This window comes from Photorhabdus hindustanensis (genome assembly GCF_002968995.1).
GTDB classification, from domain to species: Bacteria; Pseudomonadota; Gammaproteobacteria; order Enterobacterales; family Enterobacteriaceae; genus Photorhabdus; species Photorhabdus akhurstii.
The window spans coordinates 79,005-101,064 of the sequence record NZ_PUWT01000020.1; the positions used below are offsets into that span (position 1 = coordinate 79,005).

The window sequence follows — 22,060 nt, forward strand, 5'->3', positions numbered from 1 at the left end:
TTAGAGAAATAATGTCGATTGATACTGGTAATTAACTATGTTTTATAACAATTTTATTACAAAAATTAAACAAAAGTGAGTTTCATGAATAAATTTAAGAAACAGTGACGAGTTAGCAGAAATACACAACAGATTTTTGCAAGCCACGGTCAATTGTTAATCATTAACCGTTCAAAGTGCTGACCGAAAGACCAACACTTTGTCAACAATCTACAAAACTATTCAGGCTTTGATGAGCTTTACCAGATTGCCTCTGAGCATTGCAGGAAAACTATGCGCTTGCACAAGCAAACATGCTTTGTTGGTGCAAACGGCGAGCAAACTGACAATTTAAGGCTAACTCTTTCCTACTATGCCCGCGAACCAGTAAAGCCTCCCAACGATGATGATAACCGGGCACAAACCCTGTACAGGCAAATCCCGCCTGTTGCAAAATTTCCATCGCCTGGAGAGTGCCTTCCCCTACCGGCAGTTTCACATATACCAGTTTGTGTGCCGGTAACTCCGCTACCTCTTTTACCCGCTCGGTTGTCTGCTTTTCTATCCACACTTCCAACCGACGCCCATGATTGGTTATACGGATATCCGCATCAGCCAGCTCCTCCGGTTGCAGAGGCTCTTGACCAAACACTTGAGTCACCGATGTCAGCCACCTTTGCCAACCGGAAGGCCAATGTAACTCTGGAAACGGCCAGCTTTGTAAAGGCAAACACCCCAGTACAATGCTTTCCGGCCGTGCCTGATCAAATGGTGACGTTACATAATCCGGCAGTAAACCCGTCGTGTGAAAGCCCAAATTTTGGGCCAAACGTTGGCTGTGGTTATGTGACGACACCTGTTTAATCGTGAGTATGCTTAACCCCATTTTCTTAGCCTGATGACACAAATATCGGCCCAATGCGGTGGCAATACCTTGCCCACGCGCCTGCGGGTGTACCGCGATCAACGCCAATTCAGCGCTTAATGGACACTGTTCATCCCGCCACAGCGCCGCATGCCCTAATACTTGTCCATCCTGTACCGCAACAGCAGAATACCACTGTTTAGCCGCGTTATAGCGGCCAAGCATCGTGGGTAAATAGACTTCCGGGTAGACATAATCTTCGCCGTAAACAGCCCGAAATAACGCACTAACACCGGTAGAATCCCCTTCCCGGAATAATCGAATGAATGGCATTACTGGATTTATGCTCATGCCGCCTTCTCTTCAGCACTATAACCACGATTATCAACCACCCGCACCAACTTACCGGATCGAGGATGAGTGACCATATTTTCCAAGGCGCAGTAAGTGACCTCCACATGCAGGAAGCCCTGATCACATAACTTTGCCATAGCGGGTTGGTCCGTCAGCAATGCTTGACGCATTGATGTTGCCGATGGCATCAGTGATAAATTTCCGGCTAACAAGAGTTGTATGTTATCCATGCCGTTCTGACGGCTCAGCAATAACTGCCAAGCGAGTACACCCGCTTGCTGTCGCAGTAAACGCGCAATATGGTCAGGAAAAATGGATAGTGAACCAACTCGAATTCGGTGAGCGCTTCCTGCCCGCCCCTGCAAAGCGAATTTGCGTCGCGGCTGCCCCGGCGCTTCACACCAACAAGCCATATCTCCGGTAGGGTAACGGATAATCGGCATCAGGCGTCGTTGCAGGTTGGTGACAACTAATAGGCCATTTTGGCCAGGCTCCGTAATCGGCTGACCGTTGGCTTCGTCAACAATTTCAATAATGGTTTCCGTATCAAAAACCCGATGTTCGCCATAACAACAATCGGGAGACGCCGCCCCAATGAGACCCGCGTCAACGCTGGCGCAACCCACTGAACCAATACGCGCATTAGGAAATACCTGATTCAACAGTGTCAATTGCTCTGGAAACAGGCTTTCGCCACCGTACAACAGGCGCTCAACGCCCGGCATAGACTGGCCGCGCTGCTGCAAGGCACTGGCAAAACGCAGCAATTGCACCGGCATCCCAGCCAAGACATTAATATTCAAGTTAATAATAGCGTCGGTCAGTATCCGATCATCAACGGAGCTGGTAAACGGATACTCCACCACCGGCACCGGTGAATAGGACAAGGCACCGTGAATAAACAGCAAACCGGTGTACAAATCACCAGAAAAAAACAGATTAGCAAAGCGGTCGCCAGGTTGTAATTGTTGTGCAATCCCTTGACCAAATGCGCGTATAAAAGCGCGCCATTCACTACAACTGAATACCGACAACCTGCCATCACTGGTTGAACCACCGGTTTTAAAAACATGACCGCCGTTGACAGGGCCGGTTAACACCGGCCAGTTCTCCAGCGATTGCGATTGTTGCCAATAATCAGCTGGATTGATCAACGGCAGATCAATTAGCTCCCAGCCAGATCGAGGCAGATCACGGTAAAGATCCCTAAAAAAGGGGGAATGATTGCGGACGTATTCAACCAGATCGTGTAATGATAGTGTCATGATTTACCCAAAAAGTAGTATTATTGGTCTCAGAATCGGCTATCCAGCACCAGCGGCGTTTTGCCACTTTGCGGGTGACGACGGAACTGCCCCATCGGCGTCGGAATAACTTCCAATTGAAGCAATCCACCACTGACAACTTGGTTCAGCATCTTATGTTGCAACAAATGTGTACGCACCTGGTCAACATCCCCATCGGCTAACACATGGATGTAATCACCGCCATCGGCGTTGTTTCCTACCAACCACTGCACCGGAAACGCCAGCTCGGCTGACAATGCTGTTGGGTTCACAAAAATAGACCCCACCCGCAGCAATGCACCATGACGACCTTCCAATTTAAACCGCGGCGTTGGTAATCCGCAGTCACAGAGAGCGGGAAGCCAATAACCCAAGTCACCTACATCGTAACGCTGAACCACCTGCCCTTCCCTTTCCAGAGGGGTAAACACCAGCCGACCGCTTTCCCCTGTCGGAACAGGCTGATCACTATCAAGAGCCAAGATCTCCAGCCATTGAATATCAGACAACAGATGGAATTCGCCCTCGTGACAACAGGCACAAGCATGGCCTAACGGACCGGCATCCACGGAACCATAAATTGCCGAACGAATCACCTCTACACCAAAACTGGACAGAAACTGACGTCGCTCTTCGTTAATATGCTCACCGCCAGTAAAAATTTTGCGCACCCCGCCATAGGCACGCAACGCAGCCTCTTCACATTCAAACAATCGGTGTATAGTGCTCGGCATCCCGACCAGCGTATTGACCCCTTGAGTAATAATAAAGTGCCTGATTTGGCTAAAATCATCGTCTATTGGGCCGCCCATCGGGTAATGCGGCACAGATAATTTATCCAGAATAGTGAAGAAACTCATCAGACCGCCATACAAATTACCGCCATACAGCAAATTCATTACCCGGTCTCGTGCTGGGTCCAGACCAGCAGCAAACAGGCCATCTGCCGAAGACTGCATTTGGCTGTGATAATCTCGATGACTGAAACCCGCCAGTTTTGGCTCGCCGCTACTGCCGCCGCTACGGAAAAACACCTGTGCTTTCGCCGTCGTGCCGCCACTTTGAAACTTTGCTTTATCCATCACCGGAATCCCTGCCAGTTCCGGCGGATTAGCTGACAATTTATCCAATGAGACATGGCCCGGCAGTTGTTCTGCTTTCAAGCTGACGGAGACGCGTCGCGCCAGACGAGTCAATGCATAAACACCATCATGGGGTTCACCTTCATAGCCATCATGCATAGTTCCAGCCTGACATATCCGACTAACACCGGCTGCTAACAACTGACGACTCAGCATCGGCAGCTCTTTTTCTTTAGCTATCAAAGCACAACTTTGTAAATAGGGACGCCACGGCAACAAAACCTCGACCAATTGCGCACGCGGTGCCGGACGGACTTGCAAAGTACGATACAGTGGTGATGGTGCAAGCTCTTGACGCTGTATCCAGGCTACCCGCCAACCATTACCCTCTTCTATCGAACCGCGAAGATCAGCAAAAGTGTGATCTAACTGTAAAAATGCCATCTGACTGCTTATTTCAGCCGCTTCCTGTATGTCCGGCTGTAAAGCAGGCCATGCCGTTGTGCATCGTGTCAGTGCGGCGGCCACAGCACTAACCACTTGTCGTAGAACGTTCTCGTCAGTGCTATCCACCAATAAACACTGTGGACTGGAGCACGCTTGTTGGTCAAAACGACAAACATCATCAGCCAGTGCGTCATAGTCAGCATCACTAGCAACCATCGGGTCCAAATAAGCAAAACTGATACGATGTCCCCAATCTATCCAACGGCAACCGGGCCGTAGTTGGCTACGGATAGCGGTCAACGCGCTATTACTACCCCAGGCGGATACGGCATCAGCACACGCCAATAATTCTGATAATTGATCAGACGGCAAAGGCAACACAGAGATATAAGGCGCCAACGCGCCGCTCTGGTCATAACGTAGAAACTCAGCCAATATCCGCGCATTAAGGCCGTGATCACTGCTACTAGGACGCAACCAGTTGACATTACCCACCAGCAAGCTTTCCAACACTGCCATAAATGGCAGCAAAGGCGCGTTGGACGGCGTGATATGCACCACCAATCCCAACGGTTGCCAGGTTTCAAAACGGGGCTGTGTATAGTCAAAGCGACGCAGAGAAAAGGGTTGTTCGCCTAATTCGTGTCGCAACTTCGCCTCTAAAGCATCACGATGACAGAAGTGACGTAACGCGGCGACTGCGGCTGTATCCAGCGTGAGCTTAGCCGCGACAGTATCGAGATCATCAACAAAGCGCTCAGCACACGCCAATACCTGTTGTACACTTGGGGGACACGCCAACGTCTCGGCCAACTTACCTTTCAATTCCGCCAATATGCTAGCGGGTTCCAAGTCAGAGATAACCTTACCATTCACTAAATACATTTCAGGACTCCTTGATCAACTCAGAAGCGGCAATCGCACAACTGCGGCTTTTACTGGTACCGGCACGACCCAATAACTCAAACCAATCGGTCGCTAACTCACAGCCACATTCAGCAGCCGGATATAACACCGCCAAATCGCTCACCACAATACTGTGTGCCGGGCTGGAAGTGATGTAGGGTGACGCCAGATGCAGGAAACCGGGCTTACCGTAGGGTTGAACCGCCATGTTGGCCGTATCGCGGACATAAGCACGGGCATAGGTCGGCACATGAAAATGGTGATTTCGGCACTCAACATAAGGCACGGGATGTTCCACCGAACCGTAACCATCCCGGCACCGCTCGTCAGGAATACCCAGTTGTTCCCCCAAACGCTGATACAGCAAGGATCTTGGAATAGCTTTATCAGCGTGCGTTTTCCAACCTCCCCCCAAAAACACCAGTGACTCAGGATGCAACTGGACCGGCGGCAACCCCATTTCCTGCATCCGTTCCAGCGTGAACCACAAGAATGCCGGAAAGCCCAAGATACGCACCGGCAACCCTTGTGCTGCAAACTCTTGTAAGGATCGGATGACGCCAAAAGGATCAAACTCATTGCTTTTTCCATTGTGGCGCAGTGCATAACAGACTTGGTTTACCGGTGCATATTTACACAGATATTGATCGGTATACGCGGTTCCCAACGTAACCGCACCGGCAGGTTCATAACTTAGCAGCAAGTAATTGCAAGGCTGTTGCGGCGTATTCCAACCGTAATACTCAAAAATTCGTTCAACCATATTTTGAGCCGCGCGTATACTGCGTGCATCGTAACGCATGCGGCTCTTTTGGCCGGTTGTCCCGGAAGAGGTCAACTCCAATGCATTCCTGCCGGTACTACTAATTAGCAATTGGCGTTTGAAATAATTAGCGAAAATAGGCGGCAAACGCGACCAATCGTCCAGTTTTTCCAGTCTTTCTACTTCCAAGCCATTAGCCTTCAACCACTGAGAATAACCGGGAGTATTTTCACAGTGGTACAGCGTCAACTCACGCATGGCAGCATCAAATAGTTGGTCACAAACACTATCGACTTGATAAGGATGATCAAGCGCACAAAGGGCGTCAACATAAGCAAGAGAGGTCAAAAGTCATCTCCAGAAATTAAAGAAAAGGGCATTTACTCCCTTAAAATAATAGGTATGTTGCTTCAACCTCCGGCAAGTAAAGCCCGAAGAAAAAATAACGACAGTTGAATACAACTTCTTCACCAAATTAAAAATAGGTCACCGTTTTTGGAAAAAAATTTCAATCTTGTTAATTCCTTGTAAATAAAACAATAAAAATATAACAATTATGATTTAATGAAGGATAATATAATAACGAATTTATATTTAATAACCTTATCAACGAATTTAGTCATCATTATTCATGTATCAATAACGCCAATAATAATTTGGAATTATTCATCAAATACGAATTTATAATCAATATGTAACATTTAACAAACAACTAGAATACTGAGATCTCCACGATATTTATACAATTATATAGTTAGCATGATAATCAACAACGTTACTTCTTTATTTTCGTCAATTTTTTTAACCGGGAACGTCTATCAATTCGGAATACGGCCAACAAATCCAAGGTAATAAACTTATTGTTTCTCAACAAGTAAGCTATTTCTAGCGAAACATTATATGGTCTATTTCTATGCAATGATGAGCAATTTTAAGAATTATTCACAATATAATAATAAGAACAGATTAGTCATCTGCATTTATATTTTCGATATTTACAACACCTAAAAACAAGCAATTTGTGATATTACTAATACCAGTCAAGTTCTTATCAACGTGAAAAACCCATTAAAAAATTTAAAATAAAAAAACACATTTCTATGCACACGATAGAAATTTTATTCTATACGATTACCTTACTTATCTTAACAATCATTCATATCAACATTTTTTTATCAACCATTATCACTACCGGGAAGAATAAGATATTCTAATAACAACCAAAATAAGAATTGCCAATAAGCAATATTATATATAATGATATTTCAATAAAAAACTAAAAGTTTTTATTTTTAAAAAATCACAAATATATAAAATATAAAACTAAAAATTATATGCTTATCCAATTTATAATAACGAAAATATCACATTTATATTTATAATTGCCATCCAAATCATTTCATCTCACAATTTAACCAAGAATTACAACAAAATATTATTTATATTGTAAAAATAACAATGGTAAATTAATCTCTTGTTCTAACCAATAATACATTTCATTACTTTATATTAACTCATGTAATAATTTACATTACTTACCAAATTTAGTGTTTTATACCATTATAATAAACCCCATATAAACTCCATATAAATTTAAATCTGGCCGATTCATTTTAAATAATTTCCTATTTAATAAACCCAACAGAAAACCAGATAATAATTATGGTAATTTATACTGTATACAATAATATCTCAATGACAAATCACACTGTAAAAAACATCAAAAATAATATAAAAATATACTCCAGTCCTTATCAAATTTAATCCATATAATTTAATTAAAATTAAAACCGTATATTTATTTAAACAAAACAATAAAATCATTTTCCATGAAAAATGTTACCAGTGAATTTAATCAATTATGTTTTATTGCATTAGAGCATTTAATTAAGAATGTATCTTACAATACCATAACAGGCACAATAGCTTTATTCCACCATGATACACAAGATAAAATTTAAGTCGGTGATTGTGGTTAGAATATGTGCCTGACACAATAATCTGATACATCCGGTTAGTCTGGCGTCATGATTGACGTCAGACTAACCAACCCAAATCTCGTATATAGACGAACATCAAAAATTATTTAACCAATAAAATAACTCACATTTATAATCGATAACTATACATCTAGTTAATATTCACTATACGTAACTATATGTTAAATAAGGATAGGTTATTTCTCCTTTTTAGCAAAACAGAAAAAACAACCATTAGCGATAGCAAAAGATCCTGGCGCTGTTTTCTACGATACTTGTGCTCTTCTACCTATGGTTGCTACTGTTATTCAGTTGCAGAGCAGTATGCTTTTGAATAAGGTCATTCCTGCTTATTTCCTGAAATCTTGCATGCTACTGGCATTTCAATGGAAAGATTATCCGCCCTTATTATGTGGAAGAACTGAACTTAGCGTTCATTCGCTGCTATGTAGACAAAAAATTATTCAATATAACGATTATTCAGTACCACAAAGAGGTAAATTATGAACAACTTTGACCCCAAAACTTATCAACACACCCCCACAATCACGGTTCACGATAACCGTGGGTTGAATGTCCGCGAAATCCGTTATCACCGTACTACCGCAAAAGAAAACAGTGATATCCGTATCACCCGTCATCAGTATGATGCTTTCGGGCACCTACACCAAAGTATTGATCCGCGCCTGTATGACGCCAGGCAAAAAGATCATACGGTGAAACCCAATTTTCTCTGGCAGTATGATTTAACCGGCAACGTCCTGCGTACAGAGAGTGTCGATGCAGGCAATACTGTCACTCTCCATGATATTGAAGGCCGTCTTGTCCTGACCGTAACTGCAACGGGTATCAAGCAGACCCGGCAATATGAAGACAACTCTCTGCCCGGTCGCCTGTTATCCGTAACCGAACAAGAAACAAAGGAAAGGGCAGCCCATATCACCGAACGTCTCATCTGGGCTGGAAACACACCGGCAGAAAAAGACCAAAATCTTGCTGGTCAATGTGTGCATCACTACGACACAGCGGGAGTGATCCAACTGAATCGCCTTTCCTTGACCGGCGCGGTTTTATCACAATCCCGTCAGTTACTGGCTGACAGTCAAGAAGCAGACTGGTTCGGAGATAATAAAAAGATTTGGGATAAGCGATTAAGTAGTGATGTATACACCACCGAAAGCAAAACCGATGCCACCGGCGCTATGTTGACGCAAACCGATGCCAAAGGAAATATCCAGCGTCTGGCTTATGATGTAGCCGGTCAGTTAAAAAGGAGTTGGCTAACCTTAAAAGGTCAGAGTGAGCAGGTGATTATCAAATCCCTAACCTATTCAGCGGCAGGACAAAAACTACGCGAAGAGCACGGTAACGGTATCATCACCGAATACACTTACGAACCGGAAACCCAGCGACTAATTGGCATCACTACCCGTCGTTCAAACGATGCCAAGGCTTTGCAAGACTTACGTTATGAGTATGATCCGGTTGGCAATGTAATCAGTCTCCGTAACGATGCAGAAGCGACCCGCTTCTGGCGCAATCAGAAAATAGTGCCGAAGAATATCTATACTTACGATTCCCTGTATCAGCTTATCAGCGCAACCGGACGCGAAATGGCGAATATAGGCCAACAGAATCACCAGCTCCCCTCTCCAGCGCTAACTTCCGACGACAACACTTACACTAACTATACCCGTACTTATACCTATGACCGTGGTGGCAACCTGACCCAAATCCGACACAGCTCGCCTGCGAACCAAAACAATTACACCACAGACATAACCGTTTCGAACCGCAGCAACCGTGCGGTACTGAGTACCTTGACCACTGATCCAACCAAAGTGGATGCGTTGTTTCAGGCGGGCGGTCATCAGGAGACATTACTACCGGGACTAAACCTAAACTGGAATGCGCGAGGTGAACTACAACAAGTGACTCCGGTAAAACGGGATAACCGCACCAACAGTGGCAACGACGTAGAATGGTATCGCTATGGCAACGACGGGATGCGGCTGTTAAAAGTCAGTGAACAGCAAACGCAAGATATTCTCCGGCAGCAACGAGTCGTCTACCTGTCAGGACTGGAACTGCGTACAACCCAAAATGGTGCTACTGCAACAGAAAAGTTACAGATCATTACAGTGGGTGAAGCCGGTCACGCGCAAGTGCGGATTCTGCACTGGGAGAGCGGCAAACCAGAAAACATCAACAATAATCAGATACGTTACAGTTACGATAATCTGATTGGTTCCAGCCAACTTGAGTTAGATAGCGACGGGCAAATCATCAGTCAAGAGGAGTACTATCCATTTGGCGGTACAGCGCTATGGACCGCAAGAAACCAGATAGAAGCCAGTTACAAAACGATCCGGTATTCCGGTAAAGAACGGGATGCCACCGGACTCTATTATTACGGCTATCGATATTATCAGCCGTGGGCGGGAAGATGGCTAAGTGCGGACCCGGCAGGCACTATCGATGGATTAAATCTTTATTGTATGGTGATGAATAACCCAATTACGCTGGCGGATAATATGGGACTCTCAAGTTTAGACTGGCTTGATCTCGCCATGCCGCAAAACAGACCTGATATTTCGCCACTTTTGTATAAACAAAATCCAAGAGTTGAAAAGAGATACCAATATTTCACCAGAAGCACCGGTGAAATATTACAAGAAACAGAGAGAAATGAAACAACGCTCAAGCCTATGAAACCAAAAGATAGAGAAAAGAAATCCAGAAATATGAAATATACAAATGCAAAATTAAAAGGATATGCCGCCCATGCCGGTATTATGGGTCATGGCACCAACATAGATCACGATACCTATAAAGATAAATTTTTAAACTTGAGTGGTAGCTTAAGTGCCAAAAATACCTTCCCCGGAGTGCAACTTATCAGCGAAAAAGCGAAGCCCGGTTTCGAGCAATATCACCCTGACAAACTTCAAACATCCAAACGCTGGAGGCCAAATATCGATCTTGGCAGCTATCGTGTTACTGATATAGAAAAATTTATATCTGGTGTAAAAGATGCCTATAAATCATCGGACATTGAATTACATCCACTGATTGAGCAGCGGATCAGAGAGCATATTAAGGAAAACAAAAACATTTTACCTAAAATGGCGGGTATTGCGGGCCTGCATGCTGAGGTACAAGCCTTAAATTATATGGTCACTGAACTTGCTAAAAGGGGAGAAAATATATCAAGTCATTTGAGTCAGAGCTATATATTTACACAACGACTTGTTGGTGAAACAAATAAAGACTTCCCGGCCTGTCATAATTGTTCTGGAATATTATCCGGCATAGAAAATGTCATGACAGGAAGGGTAGAAAATTATAGAAGAATGACACGCAGAAACTCCGTAGCGTAAGTAATAACTTGTACTAGAACTCAAACCTGATCTGACAGCTATCGAGAATGGATGTCAGATCAAGTTTCGACTCACATAGGGATATGTTACATCACATCTACTCTTTTTATTCATGTTACCCCCGACACTACTTTCAAATAGTTGTTCAGCGCTGGCTCACCACAGTCAAAATTATTTCTATCGTGTTTGTTTTTATCTAAACGTTTTATTTTCATCTGTTATTGTTTCCTTATATCTACGAGCAGCACGAAGGAAACGTTCATTTACCTTGACTGGTCTTTCCAATGCATGAACAAACGCCAATGCATCTTCTTGGCACAATCGAATGCGCATATTTTGTTCAATAACTCTTTTTGCCTCTGCTACAGCAGCATTTGCAATAAAGGCCATAAGCCTTACCCCCACTGCATTGCGGTTATTCGTTCTTTAATTATTAGTTTGCTATAAATATCCACTACTCACTTACATGATTTATTCTGAGCCGACGGAATATACTATTTGGTGAATTTGACACCGATTTTAACAGAAATCAATATGCGCGCCAAAATGACGTCACATTGTGAGACAGAACAAGCTATATCAGATTCTCATGATTTTTTTCAGATACTTACCTGCCATTTTAATCCAACTTACCGGAAATAACGATTTGCATTAATTTAATATTCATGCAAAACATTCATGATGATATACTTTACATTCTGTATTTTTACACTACTATAAAAATATATGATATATAGTTTCTGATTTATTCTGATAAATACAATTAGTTTATAGTCAATAAATTATACAGAAATAAATTATCAAGAATAGTAATCAAATGCTGTGACAATCAGATCAAAAAAAGTCATGCAAACCAAAACAATATCAAATAAAAATATATTTATTATGGTTCTATTGCTACCGTAATTATTAATTAAACCATTGCATTTATAGCAATAAAAATAGAAATATCAGAGAAACTATTGTTATTTCTATAATAATCACCCATTTTATCCACTAATCAGGAGCCAGAGATGAAAGAAACTGAGGAAAAAGAAAAGGGTGAAATGCTTGAAATTAATAACCATTATTTTTTCGTTGTTAATCTTACCAATGAAAATTTAATCGGTGATGTGATTTGGAGCAGCTCAGGGAATACAAGTACTCTCAATGTTGATGGGTTACATCCAGCAACCGCTTCATTTATCCAAGAATTCTATCCAGAAAGTCGGAAAAATGATTATTGGCAATGGACGGCAAAAGGAAGGAGGTATCAATTAAATTGTTATGGTAATGATATCTATGTCGCTGTTGTCATTAGCGATTTTGGCATTTGTGTATTACCTACCGGCACCAGCCCGGATGCATGGAAATGGTAGCTTTTCTTCTACTTCATTATTTATGTAAGAAAAATGCACATGTGGAAAATATCGATAGCACTCTTACATAAAGACAAGCTCGCAAGTCGACAAAACAAAGATCGTGATTCTATCACGATCTTTGTTCAATCGATTTAAAATCTTACCTTTAAAGAATTCTTGAACTTTATTATCCACAATCTCAAGCCCACTCTATGTTGTTCGTTGCCCCAGATTACCAAATTAAGTGATTTATCCTACCATTCACAATTAGCACTCTAGGGCGGCGCTTTCCTAATAAAATCACTAAACTTTTTAAGCCCTCAGTATAAATGACAGCAGAAAGTTCAGATAATCATCAGAATCTACTATATATTTTCAACTATATATTTAGTAGAAATAACAATTAAACATGTATAGGATAAATACCTATATAAATTATTCATCTGTAATCATCTATTTACGATAAATTATTATCAGACAATCCTTCTTTCTCACTCCATTTTTTTAATAATAACATTCTATCTTGTATATATTTTTCAGACAATACTTCCAGTTTCTCTATTTTTCCCACTTGTAACTTAAGAAAGTTATGACTGAATTCACACCAAGAAACTAAAAAGAACTCATTATTGAAAAAGATCGACAGTGGACAGATCGTCTTCACAGTATGTGTATTATTTAAATCAATAAAAGTTATCACTATTTTTGATTTATGGTATATCGCTTTTCTAATATCAGATAACATTAAGTTATTATCTGTAACTTTACTATAACCATCTGTTTTTACAAACATTGGCGAAGAATATAGTTGATCACGCTGTTCTGCCGGCAATACTGCGGCAATCTTAGATATAAAGCTATGGGCAGACTTAGCCAAAACAACATCACTCTGTTCAATAACCCATTTATTGCCCAAAACTAAGGCATCAATCTCATCCATCGTAAACATTAAAGGAGGCAACATGAAACCTGGCCGTAATATATAACCCAAACCTGGCTCGCCTTCTATATTTGCCCCCTGACTGTTTAGTAAAGCAATATCGCGATAAAGCGTGCGCAAGCTTACATTTAAATCACTAGCGAGTAATTTACCACTGACAGGGTACCTTCTTTGTCTCAAGTATTGCAATAATACTATAAGTCTTTCGGTTCTTGACATTTCCGAACTCCTCATTTTAATAAAAATCAAATAGGATAAGGCTTTACTGAATAAATAGTATTGAGTTACTAGTCAGTACCCCAACATAACTATTTATTCTTAATTATCTATCATGGAACAATGTCGAGATTTCTCTATAAAACCATCAACTCGAAATCCTATATTTAATATAGACCTCAATTGTCTGGATTGACGAAAATACTATTGCCGTCTTACATAATTACCAAACTCTGTCAAGAGTAAATGTTCTATGCATTACGCCGAAACCAGGTTGAAGTAAGCATCGGGCATCAAACATAGAGCAAATATTTAAAAGCTTAATATACAGCTAATTAATACAAAAAATAAAATTCACATTCAATAAGATAACTTATCATAAGTAAACTTACTATGTATTAATGATATAAGAAAACACAAATATTAAAGTCAATTTTCACACTGCCGGTTAATACCTCAGCAGAGAAAGTATGGTCTTATTTTATTCGAACATATCTCTTCGTAATGCCTGGGAAGATGTTTTGATTTTATTACTCATAGTAAAAGAGCCGTGGAACTAAAAGGTAATACCCCAAATAGGTTTAACCTTAACTTCTGTTGAAAAAATAAAATCTTTTAGAGAAGATAATAATAACTAACTTATCTTCAATTTATGTCTGATATCAGATTATTAATATCTAAGGATAATATTACATAAATACACTATTATGCTCACTAAAAATAAATGTGAAACCAATATTTATCCATAACAATATCTCTATTGATTAATAACCTTAAAATTTAGCTCTTGATAATTATCTTTTCCGCTAATGATAATAATCCCGGTAATCTGATGAATCTGTATAAATTTTACAATCCCATAAAAACAGCTACTATCAGCCTGATGTTTATGATTTAACCCTATTTAACGCCCATCCCATTAAACTATTTCATTTACCATTCTTTATAAAAAGAGAGAACCAAGATAATACCTAAACAAAAGCGCTAACTTCTAAACGCATGTTAGTAGAGGAGAAATACAACTCATTCTCACGTACTATATATACGCAGCGACTCCTGCACGCTATCCGTATTCACTATTAACTTACAAAATAATAGTCCACAATAATGAGATATAATGGAATAGGCAGTTAGTATAAAATAAGTTATCCTTTCTTATAGCCATTAAGCCAAAATTGTTCACTAACCCAATCTGAAACTTGTATCATATATTCGTTTATTTTATTTAAGCAAACATGAGCTTCTGATTCATAACATAATAATGTATGACTATCACCCCATATCTGGTCTAACTTTCTCACCTTATCGATTGGAAATATATCATCCAATGCTCCATGAACAGTAAAAACCTTGGTTTTACAAGGTAAAGAGACGTCCAATTTAATTTCATCAAAAAGAGATTGCATACGACTATTATCTTGCATAAATGCAAACTGGAAATCTTCTTTAAGCCTTCTTGGCAACTTATCAAACTCTGCTATTTCAGGTCCACCGGATAAATTGACGATACAGCAAAATTTATCGCCAATTTTTTGCGCAACGCGTAGAGCAAAATAACCACCAAAACTAATTCCTAAGAAGCAGAGGAGATCACTGTTAATTCTGACATCATCCTCTAACAATTTAACTATAGATGAAACATATAATTCCATATCGATAGCTATTGGTGAGTTCCCTAGATTTATTCCCTGTCCTGGTCCATCAAATATAGCTACCGCCATATTTTTCATTAAGAAAAACTCAGCTAAAGATAATATTTCAATTTCAGTCATTGAATCCAATCCATTGGATAAAATAACACAAGGCAAAGGATGATTCTCTTCTTCTTTATACCCTTTAGGGAATATAAGGAAAAACGGCATACGAAATTTATCAACGACAATATATTGATGCTCAACTAGCAAGTCACTATATTTTATACTAGATAAAAAACATGAACGAATATACTCTCTGAGCTGTACCTTTCTACTCCTATCACTGAAATACATAAATTCTGCCCAATGATAACAGGCGGCGGCACTCCTCAAAGCACGAACATGGCTGACTTCGCTTTTAGCCGAGTTAGCGATACAAATATAGCTATCACCCACTTTTGACCAATTAATCATCCATTCATACCAAAACTCTTCAGAGGATAAATCTAAGTTTTCCTGCTGAAAATCACTCAATGCTGCAACAACATCTCCCCAATGCACTTGGGGAGCATATTGAGAATTTAAGAAAAATAGTCTTGGCATAAAATAACCACAAGTAGCAAGAAGTTCTGGCGAAATTCTATTGGGTTTATTTTTATTATTCATCTTATTTTCCTTTAATTTACTAAATACGAGTGTCTAACCACTCTTTACAAGCAAAGACCATTTTCTTACTATTTTCTGAAATAGCATTTTTTACTATCTCACGCTGTTTTTCTTTATCTTCCGTACCAAATTTAACTGCACACAAATCATGATTTAATTCAACATCATGACTAGAAACAATGTACGAACCACTTCCTTTACTGAATATCCTCCATGAACCACTATGAGATTTTAATACTAAAGGAGGCTCTGGTTGAAAATATTCAATTGATAAATTATCCGCATCACAGAATCGTATACTACGGAAAGTCTCATTTCCATTTGGTGTTGATACTTCCATATTAAATTCTTGATGTTTATTATCATTATAAATAACTTTTATTGAATCACAATGCGGCAATATTTTGCTCCAGTCATCGATGTTTAAAAATATATTATAAACATCATCAAATTGGTGAGGAATATAATATCCTGCTGTGAAAGTTAATAAATTTGATTTTTTATGACGTTCTACCTGACTCTTGAAACTATCCATTTCCATTCGAGTATTATCATTGATAAATGAGATAACAAAGGAATTGGCCTGATCATGATTATCAATACCATCAACGATACCACTGACATCTTCTAACAAAGCCCAGTTCCTTTGTACCGTTATAATACAGCGTTGATCATTAACAGGAATAATTTGCCACCTGCCACTCATTGTTTTGAATAATGGCATCGGTGTAGGCATAACATAATCAACTCGGTAAATAGCATCAAAATAATATCGCCGCGTTTGCCAACTTACTGCCTTATTATTTTGTTTTGCTTTGATTTCAACCAATTCTTCATTACCTGATCTCTTTAAAACTTCCGCACCATCACAGAATGAAAAAATATCGGTCCAACAAGAGACATCTTTAACTAAAGCATAGACCTGCTGTGCCGGCGCCTCACATACAACTGAGTGAGTAATCGTTCCTTTTAATACTTTTTCCACTCCCTCTGTTGACTCAACGATATTTTTTATATTATTGAGCTCTTTAACTGAATTGGTATCAATAGCTTTACTAATAAATTGGTGCGCCTGCTCTATTGTTTCAACACCATCAATTAATCCGGTTATTTCAGATTCAAGATCATACAAATGCTCTAACAACAACACACATTGCTGGGAATTAATTTTAATCACGCGCCATGACGTTTCCATTTCTTTAACTAATGTCATTGGGGGATTCAGTTTTGATTTTATACTAAATGTTTCTGGATAAAATTTACGATTTGATTCCCATTGCATTAAAACACCGTTAAGTAAAGCTTTGACTTCTATTTTTTCACCCTCCTTATTCCTAAAGAGAGCTTTTACTTCTTGGCAAGGCTCAAATATTTCTGGCCATTTTTCAGAATTTAAAACAATTTGATATACATCTTCTACCTGAGCATTACAAATAATTGAATGTGATTCTACATAATTCATTATTGATTCCTCAATGTAAATAGTTTTTTAGGATCGATTGATTTAATTAACTCTGATTTCAATATTTTATCATTATGGCTCTTTGGAAAGTATTCATCAGTGACATAGAACCAATCCGGCCACTTTTCCCGACTTAATTTACTCATTAAAAACGATGAAATAATATCTTCAATTTCAGCTAATGATTTCTTCGATATCTCTCCACTCATACAGGCAACCGGCTGATCAATAGCAACCCCATTTTCATGAAAAGAAAAACCAACAACTGTAGCCACATTCACATTGGGTATTCGGGATAAAATAGATTCAACTTCTTCAGGATAAATTCTATGTCCGTTAGCACTCATAAAAGTATTCTGCTTACGTCCTTTTAAAATTAAATAACCCTCTTCATCTATATAACCGAGATCACCAGTGACAAACCACTCATCAGGAGACGTTATTTCCCCAGAAAGGACATCGTAATATCCCTCCATAATACTTTCTCCTCTTAATATAATTTCTCCGATATTATCAGATGAGCCAATAATGGGTTTAACCGCCACTTCCAATGTATTATCAATCTTACCAACACAATAAATTGAATTGAGATATCTTTTATCACGATGATCTTGCTCATCTACCCAACAGAAAGGACCATAAGTTTCACTTAACCCATATCCCTGCACCCATTCACAGCCAATTAATTGGCGCCCTTTTTCAAGTACGCTAGGGGGCATAGCCGCGGCGCCATAAGCAACAACCTGTAAACACGAGAGATCGATATTATGTTCCGCTGTCGATTTAACGAATAATTTCATTGACTCTGGACGCAACATAATATGAGTGATTTTATTGCGAGAAAGATAATCAGGCCATCTCTCTACATTTCTATCTTCAGGTATAAAGAGTGTTGATTGATGTAATAATGAACCGAAAGAAAAAATCACTCCCGTTGTATTATTCAACAAACCTGACATGAATATCTTAGCACCTTGAGTAAATTTTAATTTCTCTGTCACTGAATAAATTCGACGACACACTAACGATTCTGAAATGCTAATGGCTTTCGGTTTACCTGTACTTCCACTGGTGAACAGAACAATAAAGTTAGCAATAGATTGCGGCGAATAAGTTATCATTGGAATTTCCGCTGTATCATCACTAACCCTAATCTTATGATCTGAAATATCAATCACATTAATGTTGTTTTCTTTTAATTTTCCAACAAAATGTCTATCTTTTTTGAGATAAACAACAAAATCGTATTGCACTTCATTGGTAAAATTAATCCATTCATCGATTGTTGCTGATGATAAATTATAGGGCATTAATAAATGCAGCCCCATCGCACTGGCGGCGGCCAAAAAGAAAACACCTAATTCATCATGTTCAAATATAACAATGACTTTATTACCTTTTTGAACTCCTCGACTACGTAAATCATCAATTAAATGGGAAACAGAAGATATTACCTCTTTTCTTGTATAATGATAATCTTTAGTGACAATACAATCATGATGTAAATTATCACGCTCTGAATGTAACAACATAGAGATTAGTTTCATTTCTGTTTCCCTTTAATTAGCAATTAATTTTTATCATTTAAACTTGATGAGACGAAATCAAGAACGGCTCTTCCTGTATCCCAATGACTGAATTGACTTTTCACCACAGAAATACCGAACTCTTTCTCAATCTCTTTTGCTAAATCAGCTAATTCCGTAGAATCCATATCATAAGCGTCAGAAAGATTCGCATCCATATCGAAATCATCAATATTAACGTTAAGAAAGAGAGATAAAATTGTTTTTATTTTTACTTCTGGATTATTACTCATATATTTTTCCTCGCGTACTTAAATATCTTAAAGATTAAATAGTTGAAAAACTCAACGCACATACATGACCTTGGTTACTGAGGCGCTGAATGATTATTTGGTTAGTATTTGAAAACTCATTTATTTTATTAGATTGTTGTTCTCCATCCCCGTTATTTTCTGACAAGAATGATGATGCCAGGACTGAATCAATCACGCCACTGACTGAAAATTGATTATTCAAATAGGGCCTCAGATTTATAAATGATGTTTTTATCTCTTTATTTGAGAAAGCCTTACTGGTTATCTCTTTTTCATCATCATATATTCCATCCATAATAAATACAGCATTATCATTATGGTTGAATAGCTCAGCAGTATATTCTAAAGTGTAATTTCTGGTATTTTTATCCGGTGCGAAATAATCAACAAAACCGGTTAATTCACATAATATCGAGGCACCGCGCTCTAAAGCATGTTGCCGCTCTTCCAGCACCAGAAATGCAGCGCCTTCGGAAAAATCTCCTGGCCGTTTTTCGCCAAAAACCTCAGAGTGTTTCTGGCTTGATGTTTTCTCCAGTAAATTTTTAACTAACGGGCTGGAAAGATGTTCTGACGCGCCACATAACATCACCTCCGCAACACCATTAGAAATCGCTTCCGCTGCATAACCTATTGCTTGCATCCCTGCCACATCGGAGGTGGAAAACGTTTTAGATTGCGCACTAAAACCATAAAGCAGCGACAATTGCCCTTGAAGCGCCGCAGGGAACCATGCCGTGGCGACATAAGGTCCCATTCCCTTTATGCCTTCAATATGGAGCGCTTTAACTTCATCCTCAATATGTTGCCATCCACCAAAACAGTTTCCGACATATATTCCAACGCGATTAGGATCAAGCTTATCTACATCTAATCTACTCGCTTTTAATGCCATTTCAACGGCGACGATACCATAAACCGAAAATTCATCAATTTTGCGTCTTAGGCGGTTATTGATATATTTCGCGCCATCGAAATCACTCAATGTTCTTATTATAGAACTTGCGGTCGTATTATTTTTCGATTCTTGGCCCAATAACTTCTGAATGACGTTTGATTTTATGGCGGTGACATCATTGCCATCAGGATGTACTGCACCAACGCCGGTAACGACAACTCTTCTACGCATTGTCTACTGCCCTCATAACAATAACACTGTGAATACCAGAAAAACCACTTGATAATTTTAACGCGGTCTTAATTGGATATGCGCAACCTTGATTAGGGATATAATCTAAATCACAATCAGGATCTGGGGTTTGATAATTAATTGTTGGGTGAACATACTGCTTTTCTATTTCCAGACATAATGCGACAGACTCGATCGCATTAGCAGCAGCTAAAGCATGACCTGTCATTGACTTTAATGAGTTAACTGGAATACCAAATGCATTTTCACCCAAAACAAATTTAATCGCATTTGATTCGTTAATATCATTTTGAGCCGTAGAACTGCCATGAGCACTAATATAATTTACCGTTGATGGCGATACCTGGGCATCCTTCAATGCCATATCAATGCATCGCGCCATTGCCATTCCATCCGCAGGCAAGTCAGTCATATGATAAGCGTTATTGACGGATGCATACCCTGCTAATTCAGCATAAATATGTGCTCCACGCTGCTTAGCGTGTTCATAAGACTCTAAAATTAATATTCCACACCCTTCAGCAATCACAAATCCATCCCGCTCAAGGGAAAAAGGACAGGTCGCCGCTTGCTGATTTTCCAACTCTCTTGATGATAGCGCCCCCAAAGCTTCAAAAGAGCCGATAGAAAGCGGACAAAGTGGCGCTTCACTTGCACCAGCCAGCATAATATCCGCTCTGCCATAACGGATATGCTCCATCGCAATACCTAATGCATCAAGTCCTGCCGCACATCCGGTTGATATGTTGCTGACGGACATAGATGCGCCATATTTTTTCGCAACAGAGGTTGCAGCTGAACTAAAATCAAAGCTGTCATAATCTTCTGATTTAATTAAATCAGGGTGAATATTCTCTTTGCCCCCGTTGGTGATTCTGAGTAAACACTCTTCCATTCCCGCAGCATCAGCAATCGCCGTTGCTATCGCAACACCAAAACGCCGACCATCAATGTCTGAAGGTTTTAAATTCGCATCTTGCATCGCCATCTCTGAGGCGTCTAATGCAAATTGAAGATATTTACGCTCACTTTTCAGAACAAACTCTTTGTTATTGCTATCGTCACCGTGAACCTTTCCTATTGCTCCGCTTTTAAAGCCAAATCTTTCTCTTCCCCACTCATATTTACTCACTCCTGATTTACCGTTATGAATATTGTTCCAGAATTCATTAACGCCAACACCTGTCGGCGCAACAACACCTAGCCCTGTCACCACAACTCTACGCGGTTGAGATTCATTTCTGTTATTTATTATCACAATAGTTATCTCGATAGAAATAGAATAAACATTTACTCAGGTAAGTTTTATTAATATAAAAGCTACCCATTTTCATTGAAGAAAATCATTATCTGAAAGTAGTAATATTAAACTACTTTATTTATCTTTAAATTTATATTTATCATATATAATATTTGATTTTTATCTCCTAGCCAAAATTCTTGAAAATAAGCACCAAACCACAACTCCATTTGAATACCCATTTGGTTATTTCACTGATCTTTCATCTATTTAAACTGCAAGAATAATATGAATATTTCAGGTTAAACCAAACTAAGTTAACTCCCTTCGATCTGCATATGGATAGAATAATTAATCTTTTTCTTAATGAACCAATTTATTCTTAAAAATCATCCAGAAAGGAGATGACAAATTTATTATCATAGAGCTGATATACCCGCTCACAGTACAATATAACCAAACGATATAGCCAAACAACATAGCAAAGATAATGTCTCTTTTGCTAACCTATATATCGCCTTGCTCACTGGA

14 protein-coding genes are annotated in these 22,060 nt (G+C 39.5%); 2 read left to right on the forward strand and 12 right to left on the reverse strand.

Annotated features, from left to right (window positions below):
- Positions 1 to 271 precede the first annotated feature (271 nt).
- From C6H66_RS08320 to C6H66_RS08335, 4 genes are read right to left on the reverse strand one after another with little or no spacing between them, the layout of a single operon-like run.
- Positions 272 to 1,195, reverse strand: a complete 924-nt coding sequence (locus tag C6H66_RS08320) for a GNAT family N-acetyltransferase (RefSeq protein WP_105395325.1) — start codon at positions 1,193 to 1,195, stop codon at positions 272 to 274.
- Positions 1,192 to 2,463: a phenylacetate--CoA ligase family protein gene (locus tag C6H66_RS08325; RefSeq protein WP_105395326.1), complete on the reverse strand. Its 1,272-nt coding sequence runs from the start codon at positions 2,461 to 2,463 to the stop codon at positions 1,192 to 1,194. The genes C6H66_RS08320 and C6H66_RS08325 overlap by 4 nt, the downstream gene beginning before the upstream one ends.
- 29 nt (positions 2,464 to 2,492) lie before the next feature.
- A complete protein-coding gene (locus C6H66_RS08330; RefSeq protein WP_105395327.1) occupies positions 2,493 to 4,898 on the reverse strand; it encodes an acyl-CoA reductase in 2,406 nt (801 codons plus the stop codon).
- Between the two features lies 1 nt (position 4,899).
- Entirely contained in the window at positions 4,900 to 6,030 is a 1,131-nt protein-coding gene (locus C6H66_RS08335) for a LuxE/PaaK family acyltransferase (RefSeq protein WP_105395328.1), read from the reverse strand.
- 2,134 nt (positions 6,031 to 8,164) lie between these two features.
- Between C6H66_RS08335 and C6H66_RS08340 the strand changes: the two genes are divergently transcribed.
- A complete protein-coding gene (locus C6H66_RS08340; RefSeq protein ID WP_105395329.1) occupies positions 8,165 to 11,041 on the forward strand; it encodes an RHS repeat-associated core domain-containing protein in 2,877 nt (958 codons plus the stop codon).
- 192 nt (positions 11,042 to 11,233) lie between these two features.
- Here the strand turns inward: C6H66_RS08340 and C6H66_RS08350 are convergent, their stop codons facing one another.
- Positions 11,234 to 11,431 (reverse strand): type II toxin-antitoxin system TacA family antitoxin, encoded by a 198-nt coding sequence (locus tag C6H66_RS08350; RefSeq protein ID WP_105395330.1) that lies wholly within the window; start codon positions 11,429 to 11,431, stop codon positions 11,234 to 11,236.
- 623 nt (positions 11,432 to 12,054) lie between these two features.
- Between C6H66_RS08350 and C6H66_RS08355 the strand changes: the two genes are divergently transcribed.
- Complete coding sequence (locus C6H66_RS08355) at positions 12,055 to 12,399, forward strand: hypothetical protein (RefSeq protein WP_036779577.1); 345 nt, start codon at positions 12,055 to 12,057, stop codon at positions 12,397 to 12,399.
- A gap of 439 nt (positions 12,400 to 12,838) precedes the next feature.
- On the opposite strand, the gene C6H66_RS08360 is transcribed toward C6H66_RS08355, so the two are convergent.
- From C6H66_RS08360 to C6H66_RS08390, 7 genes are all read right to left on the reverse strand, one after another.
- Positions 12,839 to 13,540 carry a helix-turn-helix transcriptional regulator gene (locus C6H66_RS08360; protein ID WP_036779575.1) on the reverse strand — a complete coding sequence of 234 codons (702 nt, stop codon included), beginning with the start codon at positions 13,538 to 13,540 and terminating at the stop codon, positions 12,839 to 12,841.
- A 1,142-nt stretch (positions 13,541 to 14,682) separates the two neighbouring features.
- Positions 14,683 to 15,837, reverse strand: coding sequence for an alpha/beta hydrolase family protein (locus C6H66_RS08365; RefSeq protein ID WP_046396658.1), 1,155 nt, complete (start codon positions 15,835 to 15,837; stop codon positions 14,683 to 14,685).
- A 19-nt stretch (positions 15,838 to 15,856) separates the two neighbouring features.
- Positions 15,857 to 17,299 (reverse strand): SRPBCC family protein, encoded by a 1,443-nt coding sequence (locus tag C6H66_RS08370; protein WP_105395331.1) that lies wholly within the window; start codon positions 17,297 to 17,299, stop codon positions 15,857 to 15,859.
- On the reverse strand, positions 17,299 to 18,846 hold the full coding sequence (locus C6H66_RS08375) for a class I adenylate-forming enzyme family protein (protein WP_105395332.1): 1,548 nt from the start codon (positions 18,844 to 18,846) through the stop codon (positions 17,299 to 17,301). The genes C6H66_RS08370 and C6H66_RS08375 overlap by 1 nt, the downstream gene beginning before the upstream one ends.
- A gap of 23 nt (positions 18,847 to 18,869) precedes the next feature.
- Entirely contained in the window at positions 18,870 to 19,118 is a 249-nt protein-coding gene (locus C6H66_RS08380) for an acyl carrier protein (RefSeq protein WP_046396661.1), read from the reverse strand.
- A 34-nt stretch (positions 19,119 to 19,152) separates the two neighbouring features.
- Positions 19,153 to 20,268 carry a beta-ketoacyl synthase N-terminal-like domain-containing protein gene (locus C6H66_RS08385; protein WP_105395333.1) on the reverse strand — a complete coding sequence of 372 codons (1,116 nt, stop codon included), beginning with the start codon at positions 20,266 to 20,268 and terminating at the stop codon, positions 19,153 to 19,155.
- Complete coding sequence (locus tag C6H66_RS08390) at positions 20,261 to 21,547, reverse strand: beta-ketoacyl-[acyl-carrier-protein] synthase family protein (protein WP_052105790.1); 1,287 nt, start codon at positions 21,545 to 21,547, stop codon at positions 20,261 to 20,263. The genes C6H66_RS08385 and C6H66_RS08390 overlap by 8 nt, the downstream gene beginning before the upstream one ends.
- Between the last annotated feature and the right edge of the window lie 513 nt (positions 21,548 to 22,060).

Coding starts and splice junctions, on each gene's coding strand:
- C6H66_RS08320 (WP_105395325.1), bottom strand. CDS start 1,195: ATGAGCATAAATCCAGTAATGCCATTCATTCGATTATTCCGGGAAGGG.
- C6H66_RS08325 (WP_105395326.1), bottom strand. CDS start 2,463: ATGACACTATCATTACACGATCTGGTTGAATACGTCCGCAATCATTCC.
- C6H66_RS08330 (WP_105395327.1), bottom strand. CDS start 4,898: ATGTATTTAGTGAATGGTAAGGTTATCTCTGACTTGGAACCCGCTAGC.
- C6H66_RS08340 (WP_105395329.1), top strand. CDS start 8,165: ATGAACAACTTTGACCCCAAAACTTATCAACACACCCCCACAATCACG.
- C6H66_RS08350 (WP_105395330.1), bottom strand. CDS start 11,431: ATGGCCTTTATTGCAAATGCTGCTGTAGCAGAGGCAAAAAGAGTTATT.
- C6H66_RS08355 (WP_036779577.1), top strand. CDS start 12,055: ATGAAAGAAACTGAGGAAAAAGAAAAGGGTGAAATGCTTGAAATTAAT.
- C6H66_RS08360 (WP_036779575.1), bottom strand. CDS start 13,540: ATGTCAAGAACCGAAAGACTTATAGTATTATTGCAATACTTGAGACAA.
- C6H66_RS08365 (WP_046396658.1), bottom strand. CDS start 15,837: ATGAATAATAAAAATAAACCCAATAGAATTTCGCCAGAACTTCTTGCT.
- C6H66_RS08370 (WP_105395331.1), bottom strand. CDS start 17,299: ATGAATTATGTAGAATCACATTCAATTATTTGTAATGCTCAGGTAGAA.
- C6H66_RS08375 (WP_105395332.1), bottom strand. CDS start 18,846: ATGAAACTAATCTCTATGTTGTTACATTCAGAGCGTGATAATTTACAT.
- C6H66_RS08380 (WP_046396661.1), bottom strand. CDS start 19,118: ATGAGTAATAATCCAGAAGTAAAAATAAAAACAATTTTATCTCTCTTT.
- C6H66_RS08385 (WP_105395333.1), bottom strand. CDS start 20,268: ATGCGTAGAAGAGTTGTCGTTACCGGCGTTGGTGCAGTACATCCTGAT.